General features: G+C 61.7%; 11 protein-coding genes and 1 pseudogene. 10 read left to right on the top strand and 2 right to left on the bottom strand.

Features of this window, described 5'->3' with window-relative positions:
* Nucleotides 1-383 precede the first annotated feature (383 nt).
* The 9 genes and pseudogenes from P9292_RS43005 (at nucleotide 384) to P9292_RS42965 (ending at nucleotide 10,097) form a co-directional block, all read left to right on the top strand.
* Nucleotides 384-1,322 carry a hypothetical protein gene (locus P9292_RS43005; protein ID WP_309966459.1) on the top strand — a complete coding sequence of 313 codons (939 nt, stop codon included), beginning with the start codon at nucleotides 384-386 and terminating at the stop codon, nucleotides 1,320-1,322.
* A gap of 63 nt (nucleotides 1,323-1,385) precedes the next feature.
* Nucleotides 1,386-3,947: a methyltransferase domain-containing protein gene (locus tag P9292_RS43000; protein WP_309966456.1), complete on the top strand. Its 2,562-nt coding sequence runs from the start codon at nucleotides 1,386-1,388 to the stop codon at nucleotides 3,945-3,947.
* A 176-nt stretch (nucleotides 3,948-4,123) separates the two neighbouring features.
* A complete protein-coding gene (locus P9292_RS42995) occupies nucleotides 4,124-5,800 on the top strand; it encodes a PRTRC system ParB family protein (RefSeq protein ID WP_309966453.1) in 1,677 nt (558 codons plus the stop codon).
* A 95-nt stretch (nucleotides 5,801-5,895) separates the two neighbouring features.
* On the top strand, nucleotides 5,896-6,384 hold the full coding sequence (locus tag P9292_RS42990) for a PRTRC system protein E (RefSeq protein ID WP_309966451.1): 489 nt from the start codon (nucleotides 5,896-5,898) through the stop codon (nucleotides 6,382-6,384).
* 9 nt (nucleotides 6,385-6,393) lie between these two features.
* Nucleotides 6,394-6,630 carry a PRTRC system protein C gene (locus P9292_RS42985; protein WP_086966765.1) on the top strand — a complete coding sequence of 79 codons (237 nt, stop codon included), beginning with the start codon at nucleotides 6,394-6,396 and terminating at the stop codon, nucleotides 6,628-6,630.
* A 99-nt stretch (nucleotides 6,631-6,729) separates the two neighbouring features.
* On the top strand, nucleotides 6,730-7,869 hold the full coding sequence (locus P9292_RS42980) for a PRTRC system protein F (RefSeq protein ID WP_309966448.1): 1,140 nt from the start codon (nucleotides 6,730-6,732) through the stop codon (nucleotides 7,867-7,869).
* Nucleotides 7,870-7,882: 13 nt separating this feature from the next.
* Nucleotides 7,883-8,611, top strand: coding sequence for a PRTRC system protein B (locus tag P9292_RS42975; RefSeq protein WP_309966445.1), 729 nt, complete (start codon nucleotides 7,883-7,885; stop codon nucleotides 8,609-8,611).
* 14 nt (nucleotides 8,612-8,625) lie between these two features.
* Nucleotides 8,626-9,267: pseudogene (locus tag P9292_RS42970) on the top strand (PRTRC system protein A).
* A complete protein-coding gene (locus P9292_RS42965) occupies nucleotides 9,264-10,097 on the top strand; it encodes a PRTRC system ThiF family protein (protein ID WP_309851012.1) in 834 nt (277 codons plus the stop codon). The pseudogene P9292_RS42970 and the gene P9292_RS42965 overlap by 4 nt, the downstream one beginning before the upstream one ends.
* A 219-nt stretch (nucleotides 10,098-10,316) precedes the next feature.
* Here the strand turns inward: P9292_RS42965 and P9292_RS42960 are convergent, their stop codons facing one another.
* Nucleotides 10,317-10,673: a hypothetical protein gene (locus P9292_RS42960; RefSeq protein ID WP_309966442.1), complete on the bottom strand. Its 357-nt coding sequence runs from the start codon at nucleotides 10,671-10,673 to the stop codon at nucleotides 10,317-10,319.
* Between the two features lie 86 nt (nucleotides 10,674-10,759).
* On the opposite strand from P9292_RS42960, the gene P9292_RS42955 reads away from it, so the two are divergent.
* Nucleotides 10,760-11,842, top strand: coding sequence for a hypothetical protein (locus P9292_RS42955; protein ID WP_309966439.1), 1,083 nt, complete (start codon nucleotides 10,760-10,762; stop codon nucleotides 11,840-11,842).
* A 58-nt stretch (nucleotides 11,843-11,900) separates the two neighbouring features.
* On the opposite strand, the gene P9292_RS42950 is transcribed toward P9292_RS42955, so the two are convergent.
* Nucleotides 11,901-12,776 (bottom strand): hypothetical protein, encoded by an 876-nt coding sequence (locus P9292_RS42950; protein WP_309966436.1) that lies wholly within the window; start codon nucleotides 12,774-12,776, stop codon nucleotides 11,901-11,903.
* Between the last annotated feature and the right edge of the window lie 38 nt (nucleotides 12,777-12,814).

The following is a 12,814-nucleotide window of genomic DNA, read 5'->3' as shown; positions in this document are numbered from 1 at the left end:
CTATGTGACTCAGTTTCATGTGCTCACGGAATCGTTGACGCGGCTAGCGCAGTTCACGATTCTCGCGATCGGCGACCCATTAGCGACGGAGAAAGGTGCGTCGTTTCGAGCGCCTTTTCGATTCACCGTGCGCACACGTAGTTGAGCCGGAATTTCTTGCCAGCAAATTGACCGGAAAGCTATCGTTTTTAGGGGGTCTTTCGCCAAACGCGCTTCATCATGATGAAGCCCCCGGACCGTGAACCCCGAGAGATGTGTGGGTGAATGTGCGCGGCGGTGACGTGTTATCCCCAGGGTTATCCAGAAAAACTGGGGATAACTGAAATCGGCTGGCTGAAGAGGCGCTATCAAAAGCTCGCCTTTCCCCGCAATGCGGCGACGTCATGCAGGTATCGTTGAACCATCACCCGCGCGTCCTAGCGCATCGACTCTCGGCGACGCCCATCGCCGCACCCACAAACATCTACCTTAACCCGCAGGGGCATTCCCCAAGCGGGCGTGCGCCTGCTCATTTCATGGAGCAACGCATGTACACGCAATTGATCGAGCAGTTCAAGACGGCACAGACGACCGCAGCCGCGGCCTATCACGCTCTCGTTCAAGCGGAGCGCGACGTCTTTGCTGACGGACTGACCGAGTATTCAGCGATGGAAGTTCGAAGCGAATACATAGTCGAGCGCGAGCTCAACACGTTCTGCCGACGGCTGCTATCGCGGCTTGTGATGGAGGCAAGCCGAAAGTTCGCCCCCGCCGGCGGCAGAATTGAAATCGACCAGAGTCGCGAACTCGACCGATGCGGTCTCGATATCGAGGAGGATCTGAGGAAGAACAACATCCCTGACTTGGACGGCTTCTGGCAACACCTCGAGCGAACGTTCGGCGGTGAAGCCGGCGAGCGCGTTGCGTTTGAGCAGGCAGCCAAGGCCATCATCAACGGCTTCTGGCTTAAGCCCGATACCGAGATTAAGCGCACCAGCAGCGCGGTGATTCTCGAAAAGCGCGTCACTTCGCAGTCGTGCTTCCATTCGAAGGGGCAACGCGAGGTCTATTACTCCTCTCAGCAGGCGGTCGCCACAACCTTCGACGGCTTGGCGACCTTCGCGAAAAAGCATCAGTTCGGCGCGCTGGCGATGCAACTGCGCAACTTCAGCGTCCACCGACTGACGTTCTCCACTCGCGAGAAGCTGTCGTTCACAGGGCTGGAGATCGTGCTGTTCAACGACAAATGGCAGTTCAAGTTCGCTCACGACGTGGGTGACGCGTTGTCCCTCTTTATTAGTGAGTTCGGCGCCACGTACCTCGCCTCGCGCGACCGGTACTGAGGCGTCCACCATTACATCCTTTCGACCCGCTCCGGCGGGTCTTTTCATTTCTAGAGGCAATTCATGCAGAGAGATCTCTTTTCGTTCGAGCCGGATTGGTATGAGCCGTTGTGCGGGATCAGGAGTTTGGGATCGCAGGCTCCGTCGATCGCCCATCAGGGCGAGCTGGCCGCGGCGCGCCGTCTGCACCTCGGCCAGTTCTTCACGCCGGACGCCATTGCGGCGTTCATGTGGAGCTTCGTCAGCGGCTGGAAGGTCAATCGGCTTATCCGGATCCTGGATAACTCGGTCGGCTCCGGCCGGCTGCTTCAATACGCAGACCCGGAACGCCATGCCGTGTACGGCGTCGACGTCCACGCCGATGTCATCCAGCAGTGCCAAAAGGTGTTCGAGGACGCGGGGTTTGATTGCGATTTTCGGCAAGCTGGCATGGAGGATATCCATCCGGCGCGCTTCGATATCGCACTGATCAATCCGCCGTTCTCAATCCATCTCGAGTCGCCGCATCTGCAGACGCTGGAATGCACGACGTGGGGCCGGTACGGCGCGCACACCAGCGCGTTGAGCCACGACTACGCCGTGCATCAGGCGCTTGAGGCGGCGAACATCGTCGTCGCGCTCCTGCCGATCACGACCGCCGAGTCGATGATCGCGGGCGAGCAGGGCGACCGCTTGAAGCGCCGCGCGGCTGACCTGTTCGAACTTCCAGGCGACGCGTTTAAGCTCGAAGGCGCGAACGTGCGCACGGCCGTGGTGGTGTTTGACCGTTATCGCGATCGTCCCTCTGACTTCGTGCGGGCGGTCGTCGACGATCTGGAGAAGCCTGGCCCGGATATCGGGCTGCACTTCGAGGATCGTTCCTTCGGGGAAGCTCGGTTGCGACTGCAGAAGCTCGATGACAGCGTGCCGTTCATCACGCGTGCCGTCACGGGCGACAAGTCGGTCATGGTGTCGCACGATGGCCGGCGCATTCGCTTGTCCTTTGCGTGTGGCTTCAACGAAGCGATGGTGCTAAACACGGTTCTCGTGAAGCGCATCTACTCGCGCGACGGCCACCGGCTGCCGCGTGACTTCCGTTACTCCGGGCAAGGCTTGCTAGATATGGAGACGTATCTGGTGCAAGACGATCCGGTCGCGGCCTTTGGCCACTTGCTCGATCGAATCCGCAGCGTCGGTGGCAACCCGCAACTCGCGTCCGGCTTCATGGAGCACTTCCGCAGACGCATGCGGCGTAGCGCGCGCCAAGCAATACCGCTGAGGCACGTCGCATGGACGACCGGCGCTGGATCGCGAGATCAGGTGTCGGGCATCGCGAAGGAGACCCACAAGGTCGACGCGACGCGTTGGGCCAGTCCGCTCATCAAAGCGGGCGACGAGGTCCAGTTTGATCGCGAAGCCGACGGGCGCTACCGATACGGGCTGCATGGCGTCTGGTACCACCTGTCTGTTGACGAGCTCAATGCGCGGTTCGCGGTCGAGAACGTCAGCGAGGGGTGGCAAGTGGTGCACGAAGGTCTGTGCGCGCGCTTTCCCGACCAAGCAGCGGCGTTTTGCTCGCGCGTGAAGGCGCTCGGCGTCGATCAGTGGCTCGATTGGGAGTTTCAGGTCGATGATCTAGTTGAAACGCTGTTGAAGCCGACCGGTTGCGTCGTTGCGTGGGAGCAGGGCTGCGGCAAGTCCCGGCTCGCGTTGGCGCTGATCCTCGTCTCCGGTGCGAAGCACGGTCTCATCGTCGTTGAGTCCCGGCTCATCGAGGAGATGTTGAAGGAGATCGGCCAGTTGCCGATCGCGGCCGATCAGGTGAAGGTAATCGAATCGGCTGCGGACCTTGGTGACCTGCGGCAAATCAACCTCATCTCGTATGAGCGCCTGCGTATGCCGGTGGACAAAGCCGCATCTGCGCGCGTGACATATGCGCATCGACTGCGGCGTCGCATCGGCCTGCTGGTGGCCGACGAAGGCGCCTTTACCGACCCCACCCATTTAGCGGAAGCACTCCAAGAGACCGTTGACGACTTCCTTGCAAAAGCGGCGGGCGGAACGACCCCTGCGCAGCGTGCGGCCGAGATACGCGCTCAGGATCGTGACGCGAGCCTGGATTCGCTTGCCTATCTCCTTGACGTGGCTGAGGGCAGTTCTGGGCAGGCACGCGTCGCTGCTCAGTTTCTGGCAGGCCTCTATAACGGCGAGGACTTCCCCTTCAGTCTCACTGACTTTCGACGGCTCGACGATGATCTGCTGGAGCACTGCATGCAGGTACTGCGGCTGGACAGTCGGCATGCGACGGAAGTGCATCGCTACTTTCCCAATGGGGATGCCCGCTGGCAGGCGATGATCAGACGATGGGGGCTCGCTGACGAACCGGCGCACACGCCGCTGCCCGACGACGAAGTGGTGCACTCGTGCCAGTACGAAAACAAGCTCGATGCGCCGGGTTACCGCGACGTGACTTTGTTCGTCAAAGTTGCGGTCGGCGTCGGCGATGTTTGCTCGCTCGGCCTCGCGCTGTCTGCCGCCGATTCCGAACGGCTAGCGGCGGATCTCGTCGCGGTTCATCGCCTTGCGTGGACACGAGGCAAGCCGCTCGATGCAGACGAAAACGAGCCGCGGCCTGCGTGGTTGTGAAAGACGGCATGAATTCGTGAGCTTTTGCGCGGCGTGGGTGCAACGTAAGCCGCTATCTTTGCTTCATCACCCGCGTCATGGACGCATCGACCCCGCGCTGACTTTCGTCAGCCCACGTTGTTCAACCCTTTGGAACCACTCCCAAAGGGGGCAGGATCCCTCTCAGGAGCCGTGTCATGCAACAACAACCTACTCTCGCCCTCAAGCAAATTCAGGTCAGCGTCAATCCCCGCAAGTACTTCGATGCGGCGGAAATGGAAGAGCTGACAGCGTCTGTGCGCGAAAAGGGCGTCATTCAGCCTGTCATCGTGCGCACGCTTGCTGACGGCGGCTTCAGCCTCGTCGCTGGTGGCCGCAGATACAAGGCGGCACTCGCGGCGCACGGCGAAGACTATGAAATTCCGGTCGTCGTTCGAGACATCGATGAAGTCGAAGCGAAGCAACTCGCCATCATCGAGAACATCCAGCGAGCCGACATGTCGCCCGCTGAAGAAGCTATCGCCGCAGCCGAGCAAGTCGGGCTGTGCAAAGGCGATCGCGACGAAGTCGCGCGCATCTTCGGTTGGTCACGTGCGACGCTGGATAAGCGTCTCGCGCTAATGAACTGCAGCACTCCCGTGCTCGATGCGCTCAGCACGCGGCAGATCCTTCTCGGTCACGCCGAGCTGCTTGCTGCACTCCCCAAGGAGACGCAGGACAAGCTGCTGCCGGTGATCATCAAGGAAGGCAAGGCGGTCGCGGAGGTCAAGAAAACCATCGAACAGGTCGCCTGTTCGTTGGCGGCCGCGATCTTTGACAAGGCCGACTGCGCCGGATGCCCGCACAACTCGTCCACGCAGGGCGAGATGTTCGGCGAGTCCATCGGTACGGGAAACTGCACCAACCGCACCTGCTACAACGATAAGACCGAAAAGATGCTCGACGCGACGGCTACTAGCCTTCGCGACGAATATCCGGTCGTGCGCATCGTGCGTGCCGGCGACAATCACACGCGCGTGCAACTCGCCGTCGACGGTCCGAAGGGCGTCGGCGAAGAGCAGGCGAAGGCCTGTCACGCGTGCCAGAACTACGGCGCGGCGGTGAGCGGTCTACCTGATTCGATCGGCAAGGTCTATCGCGGCCAGTGCTTCGACACCGTCTGCAACATGAAGAAGGTGGCGGCGCAACTGCAAGCGGTCAAAGCCGCGACGCAGCCGAAGCCCGAAGCAGCCAAGGCGGGCGCGAAAGCGCCACCTGCAGCAGCGAAGGGCGCGGCGGGGTCGTCCGCGGCATCGACGACGAGCAATCCGCCGGCGACGGTGGTGGCCGAGTCGGACAAGATGAAAGCGTACCGCGTGGCGTTATGGCGTAAAGCCCTACGCCGTGAGGTGGGTGCCGATCCCGCGCTCGCCCAGCGATACCTCGTTGCGATTGCTCTGTCCGACCAGATGCGCTGCGTCGATCAAAAGACGCTCTCGGGCATCTGGGAAAAGCTCACCGAGGAGCAGGTGGCGTCCGGCGATGTGTCAAAAGCTGCAGCCTCGACGGCCGCCGCTGATGACGAGAAGCTCGCGCATGCCGTCACCGGTGTGACGGTCGCCGCTATCCAGGGCCTTGATGTCCAGCACCTCACGCGTCTGTGCAAACACCATCACCTCGATCTCGCGAAGCACTGGAAGCTCTGCAAAGAATTTCTGGAGCTGATCACGAAGTCGGAATTGATGGTGGTCGCTGACGAGCTTGGCATTCGTGCCGCGCTTGGCGACAACTTCAAGAAGGTCTTCGGCAAGTCCAAGTCCGAAGTCATCGACGCGCTGCTGGCGGTCGAAGGCTTCGACTACGCGGGCAAGATCCCGAAGGTGCTCAAGTTCTAAACGCACGGCTCGCCCGTGCATCGATCGTAGTTTCCATCCTTTATAGACCGCCCTTCCTTTGGATGGCGGTCTTTTATCTTTCCAGGAGTTTTCCCATGTTTGTAACTATTGAACCGCTTCTGCGTCACTGCACGAAGCTCACGCTGTCCTTGCAGATGAAGGGCGACGACATGGTTGTCTGTGTCATGCCGCAAGGCACGGCTAAAGACGCCGCCATGCTTCAGCCGCTCGCGCTCACCGCGGTGGCCGCAGAGCTGGAAGCGGGCTTCATCGACGCGCTCGTGGCCTACACCGGCGCGCACGCGTCGCTCGCCGAGCAGGTTGCTGCGACCACCGCCATCCTCGAGGCCGCCAAGACGACGCAACTCTCCAAGGCGACCAAGACGCTGGCTAAGGGCAGCAGCAAGCCGGCATCGCCGGCGCCCGGCAGATCGAGCACCGATGTGGGCAACGATGACGATGACGCGAGCGATAGCGATGAAGGGCAGAGCACCGCCCCGACTGCGTCTTCGGCATCGTCCGCATCGGAAGCCTCGGCGGAACCGGCTAGCACCGGGACCAATCTCGCATCGCTTTTCGACTAAGGAGCAGACATGGCTATCCAAGTTGCGAAGCTCACGCGCGAGTTCGTCTACAACGGCGTGACGTTCCCCGATCCGGGGCCGACGTTCTCGCCCGACGATGTTCGCGATCTCTACTCAGCGCAGTACCCGGAGCTGACGACCGCGGCGATCGACGGACCGACGACGGAAGGTGATGTCATGCGCTTCACGTTCGTGCGCGCGGCCGGTGCGAAGGGTGCAGTCATCCCGTGCAGCGTCCATGCGTAAGCGCGACCTCCTCAAAGCCTTGTCCGATCCGGACTTGGCTCTTTCTCATCAGCAACCGCCCGGAAGGGCGGTTTTTTTTCATGACAAGGAGATCGAGCAATGTTCTTCGATCCTCGCCCGTCTGGTGCAGAAGTCGCTGTCTCGGGAGAGTCTTGGCAATCGCGATGCGCTCCCGCTGCCCGACGTCGAACTCCCAATGATTTTCTGAGCCTCCCGGCCATCGGCTCGGACGTCAAAACGCGCGCAGTGATGCGTTGGCAAGCCGAAAAGGATGTCGCCGGTCTCATCTCCGCCCAGTTCAACTCGGGCGTGCTGAGACCGTGCGATGTACCGGAGTTCAAAGGCGCGGGTGATGCGCTTGCCCACGGGTTTTTTGCGTGGGCGAAGCGTCATACGCCACGTCTGGACTGCATCGGGTTCGACTTCGTACTGTGCGACGTCCAAGCGGTGAAAGACGTCGTCCAGTACCAGGAAGACAGCAGCGATTTCAATCCGACGTCGCCCGTTTATCTCGGCATCGAAGTACCGGGGGAGAACATCTACGAAATCGGCAGGCGTGCCGCCGAGCTTCGCAATGTTCATCCGCGGTTGGTGTCGACGGCGATGGTGCTGATCAATCGTGCAGCAGGCCGCACGATGTGGGTTAGAACGCCCGACGAGTTCCTCGGCGAGTTCGCCTCGTGGTTCTGGGATGGCGACCCGCACGCGACCGACGAGGATGCGCGCGACACTCTGACGGACCGGTTCGGCGAGGACGAGGCGGAGATTGAGTATTACCTCCCGTCCGTTGTGCGTCCGCAGCTCTGTCCCGACGACATGGACGTCTACCGCTGGAACGCAAAGAGCCGACGCTACGTCGCTCAACGAGCGCTTGGCGTTGCCGCGCTCAGACGGCTTCAGCGATTCACCACCGGCCGCGCACGGCGCGTCTGTGCCGAGCTCGAAAAGCTGTCGTTGATGTTGCAGCGGGTGGGCAATCGCGACCTGTTCAACTGTGAGTACCGGCCCCGCTGCGCTTATGCGTCGGCCACGCTCACCGTGCAAAACGATACCCGCGTCAGCGATGTACTCGATTCTCACTATGAGTACCTCGCCAGCGCCGGCGACGGCACGACTTATCTCGGCTTTACGCCGCTTGCCTCTACGCCTGACGCCATCCGCAAGCAGTACACGGACTGGTCGCAGGGCTTATCCATTCTTGGCCAACTGGACCGCGTGATCGCGTGTCTCGCGGCCTAACTAGGAGCGTTTTATGAAAGGGCTTGATATTGGCTCCGACCGCGTCGACGAACTCGCCGCGATCAGTGCCATCTTGTTATACGGCCGTCAGGACCGCAGCGCTGTCTACGGCACCGTTCATCCGGTGACGCAGGGCAAGAGCGGTCGGGCGACGATCGGTGCGGGAAGGCCGATCGACCGCATGGCGCTCGTCGATTGCCTGCGCGAGCTGGCTCAGAACGCGGCACCGAAGGCCGAGTTTCTGCCTGAGACGGTGCTCGCGGTGTCGCAAGACGCGGTGATGTGGTGGTGCAGACCGGCGATGCGAAGAGTCTTCTTCGACTGTCAGGAGATTGGGCGGCGCAGTGCGGTCGTCCCTCATCCGGGGTTGGTGTTCCGTGCAGCTTCGAGCGGGTTTTCCGTGTTCGCGCTGCAGGAAGACAGCCGGCCAACGCCTGAATCGAAGCTGCACGAACCGCCTTACTTTAACACCTGGGACTGGGGGCGAATCTGCATCGGGTCGGCTCATGTGCCTAAGCGGATCGATATCGATTCGATCGGCGGATGGGAGGGCGGATTCTTCGAGTCGGCCTTCACGCACCCGAACCACGGCAACAAACGTGTTTCGCATCCGAATGGCGAGTTTGCCTTCTGGAAGGAAATGCTCGACGGCAAGTACGGCGAGCAATTCCCGCAAGATGCGCTCGTCCCCATGGACCTTACCCTCGCTGAGCTGATCGCCGGCAAACAAGGAGTTCGATGATGAATGCTGGCTTTTTGAATTCTGCCGATGCCGCGCTTCAACGCTCGTTTCCAACTGTCATGGTGCCCCGGCGTGAGCCGGTCGCGCCAATGCACGCGGCAGGCGAGCGACTGCTCATTGGCGAGAACGGTGTCTTTCTCGAGATCGATCTGCCGTGGCTGTCGGTCGTCCGCCGCATTGCGCACTACACGGTCCCGACCGCGATCCCGTACGGGAAAGTGGCCGAATCGACCAAGTTGCGTTGTGGTGCGGTGCCGCCCGAGTTAATCGGCGAATTTGTCGCGATGGCGCGCGCCGCGCATCCGCTGGAAACCGGTGCGTGGATCGTCTGGAACCTCGAGACGAAGTAGTTTCGCCTCGCGCCTGTGAAGGTGCTGTCGCAGGGGACCGGGTCGCTGAAGTACGAGCGGCCGGATCTTCTGCCAAGCGAACTGCGGGTGATCGACTGCCATTCGCATGGCGCGCATCCCGCGTACTTCTCGCCGACAGACAACGAAGATGACCGACACGAGACGAAGTTCGCGTTTGTCGTTGCGAACTGCGCGTCGTCGGTGCCGAGTATGGCGATGCGATTGTGCGCCAAAGGCATCTTCGAGAACGTCGAGCGCGTACCGAGCAGTTGGTACGCGGCGGCTCGCGATCAGGAGGTTGCATGAACGGGACCATCCGACATCAACTTCCTTCGCGGATGCTTGAGCGAAGCTGGAATGTGGTCGTGGTAGGCGCGGGCGGCACCGGAAGTGCGGTGTTGCCGAACCTCGCCCGGCTGCATCACGCGATGCTGGAGCTTGGTCACCCGGGCGGCATCGACTGCACGGTGTTCGACGACGACACGGTCAGCCCGACCAACGTCGGCCGTCAGGGCTTTTATCCCAACGACGTGGGTGAGTACAAAGCCTCGCTCATCGTCAACCGGCTGAACGCGCTGATGGGCACGAACTGGCGGGCGGAAACCCGCCGCTTCGGTCCAGGCGAGCCGCTCTACAACGTCGATCTCGTGATCGGCTGCGTTGATACGCGTGCCGCTCGGTGCGCGATCGTGAGCGCCGCGCAGCACACCGGGGCCTATTACCTCGACTGCGGCAACGACACGGATCGCGGCCAGGTCGTCATAGGTCAGGTTTGCGGCAAGAGCTACGCGCAGAAGCATCCGGAACGGCTGCCGCATGTGGGCGAGTTGTTTCCGGAACTGATCGACGCGAAGCTCGATGCGAAAGACGAAACCCCGTCCTGTTCGATGGCCGAGGCGCTGCGCAAGCAGTCGCTGGTCATCAATCAGGCCATCGCGGTCCAAGCATTCAACATGCTCTGGACCATGTTTCGATCCGGCGCGGTGCCGTTCTCGGGCGTGTTTGTGAACCTCGCAACGGGGCGAACGAATCCGATTCCGTTGGACCCGGCCGCGTGGGCGCGCTTTGGATATGAAGTCCCGAAGCCGCCTGTGAAGAAAGCGAGCAAGAGCCGAAAGGCCAAGCTCGTAGCCTAAGTAGTCGCTGTTCCATCACTGCCGACCTCCGCAAGGGGTCGGCTTTTTTTCTCGTGTTCAACAGCACGACAACCTCAACAGGAGTATCTAAATGTCGGAAGACATTGAGATCGTAGTTTCGGCACCGCTCAAAGTGGCGGCGGCGTTGTGGCAAGAGCGCTGGTGGTGCTGTGCGGCCTTTGTTGTCGCAACGGCCGCAAATTCGCTCCCGGCGGCGGGCTACCTCGCCATGGCCGTCAGGTTGCGTACGAGCACTTGTTGCACGACGCATCGGGCATTGGCCGAATCATAGCCGGGGTCCTCGGCGTTCTGGTGGCCTCGCTCGCATGGCAGGTCGCCGGCCAGCGAGGCCGCGCCCGCCCAGGACTCTTCGCCCGTGCGTGCAACTGGTTCGTCAACCGCTTCCTGATGTCGCACCTTGCGCGCGGCGTCGCGGTGATTATCGGCGCGAGCGTCGCGTGCGGCGCACATGGCGTTGTATTCGGCGTGGCGTTCGGCGTCTGGCTCGGCCTTGTCATGTGCTGCATGCAGTGCTTGACGGCTTTCTCCGTTATGCCGCGTCTGCGGTAACAGCATTAACCGCTCCCTCGTGGAGCGGTCCTCTTTAACCTCAGCGGGTACGCAGCCCGTTGGGGCTGCTCCGCGTATCACTGGAGCAAAACATGGGTTCTTCGATTTTGACGGGCAAGCGCGCAGGCGCAATGCAAAAGGCCGACGGCGAGTGGATCTACGCGTTGTTCGAACGTGGCTATGAGTCGAACGTCTATCCGCATACCGACCACTGGTCGGCGGTGGCACTGGGCAATTACGCGCAGGTGATGCGCCGCATCTTCTCGCACGCGACCAGTTGCGAAGGCGGGATGCTCCGAAGCCGCAACGGATCAATCCGGCCCGAGAACTACATTGCGAGTTGGAGAAGTGAACTCGCCAAGCCCACGCTGCTTCGGGATCGGGCGATCGATCTGACGGTCGGCTCCTCATGCTACTCGGCGGTGCCTGAGTCGCAGCTGGACGATGTCCGGCTCTCGTTGATCCGCGCTGGCTTCGAGTCTCGCATCGATGAGTTGGTCGGGGGCAGCTTGAGCGTTTCGCTGCATGCGGACATCGACCTGCTGCTCTCGATCTATGGGAACAGCGGGCCGCTCAGCGTTTGGCGAGTGCTCAAGGAGTACGACTGTGGGACCGCACACATCGAAGTGCCGGTGCCGCCCACAACGAAGACGGCGATGGAGCGGATGCCCGAGGTGCGGTGTCATTCCATCGACCAGCACAATGTGTTGGTTGCAATGGGTGCAGCTCCGTGGCGTCACGCTGGCTGGCAGTACAGCGCGGTCGGTTCGTTCGTCACGGAGGTTGCCTATCCGGTGGAGATGGAAGCGCCGGGCTTCGCCAAGAAAGAGATTCCAGCGTCCCGCGACGCCGTGAGCAACGCCCCGCAGGTTCCTTCGGCGACGCGCATCACCGTGACGCGTGTGCCCGAAGGCACGGAGGAGTGGAAGGTTCGCCGCGCCGACGAGTTTGCGAGAACGCTCGGCCTTGTGGCTGAGGACGCATGTGCGCCGGCTGTCTTCAGCTTTGCGTTCGGCGACTTGCTTAATCGCGAAGACACAGACCGGCTGTTGTACGGTCTGGGTTCCTTCAGCGATGCGCAACTCCAGTGGGAGGTGCCAGTCACGCGCGCAGGCGCTGAGCCTGATCCTGCATTCTTTGCGGCAGACGTTCAGCTCTCGCTGTGCCTCGCCTAGTGCTGTTTTGATCAACGCCACGCCCCGGATTTTCGGGGCGTGGCTTTTTTTTCGCCCGCTAGAAGGCGAAGCTCGCTTGCGCCGGGACTGACGCGGCTGCGGGTGCGGTGGCATTTGCGTCGGGAGAAGAGGCCGCGCCTTGCCGCTGTGCCAGCAGTTCGTCGTACCGGCGCATAACGTCGGCCGCGCTGGTGTAGCCGACCTCGATGCCAACTGTCTGGGCGACGCGGCGGCGCACGCTCGCGAGCAATTCCGCTTCGTCGGGCGTCGGGCGCGCCGTCGGCCACCCAAACGAGAAGAGTAGGTGCGCAGGAATCTCCGCCTCGATCGCTTGGCGCTCGATGGCGGCAGCCTTCGCACGTGCGACGTCCGCGGCCAGTTCAGGCGGCAGGAGATTGGGCGCGACGTCGGCCAACCACCGTTGCCCTTGGAAGGCGAACGTCGATTCAGCTTCCAGGCGCACCATTTCTCGATAGACGTCGTGGTTGTCAGCGCAGCTTGCCGCGGCGCGCAGGTCGTCGAGCGAACTCATGATGCAGTACGCGCATGAGACGCGCGAGGCGCCGTAGACCGTGTACGCCTCATGCAGCGCCAGTCCAGCCGCAGCAATCTCAGTGAAGACTTCGTCAACGGTCCATTCGATGATCGCATTCCACGTCACACTGGTACGGCCCTTGGTCGACAGGGGAGCGAGCGGGGCGGCGACAGCCATCTTGCTCCGAGCATTGCTTTCCTGACGGCGCACACCGGTGACACTAACGATGTTGTGCATCGGAAAACGCTTGTTCAGCGCAGAGTTGATTAGGCTTCCTTCCAATTCTGAGGTGCAAAAGCGCATGGACGGCGTGCTCCACGGCAGGATCAGCCGCACGCAGGAGAGATCGCGATAGCGCTCGACGTTGTTCGACCAGCGCTTCTCCCATCTGGCGAGCATGTCACCGGCTTTCCGTTGCAACGTGAGCAGCTCCCAGC

The organism is Caballeronia sp. LZ001, assembly GCF_031450875.1.
Lineage (GTDB): Bacteria > Pseudomonadota > Gammaproteobacteria > Burkholderiales > Burkholderiaceae > Caballeronia.
Note: the sequence above shows the minus strand (reverse complement) of the source record. Positions and strands in the feature narration are given on the sequence as shown.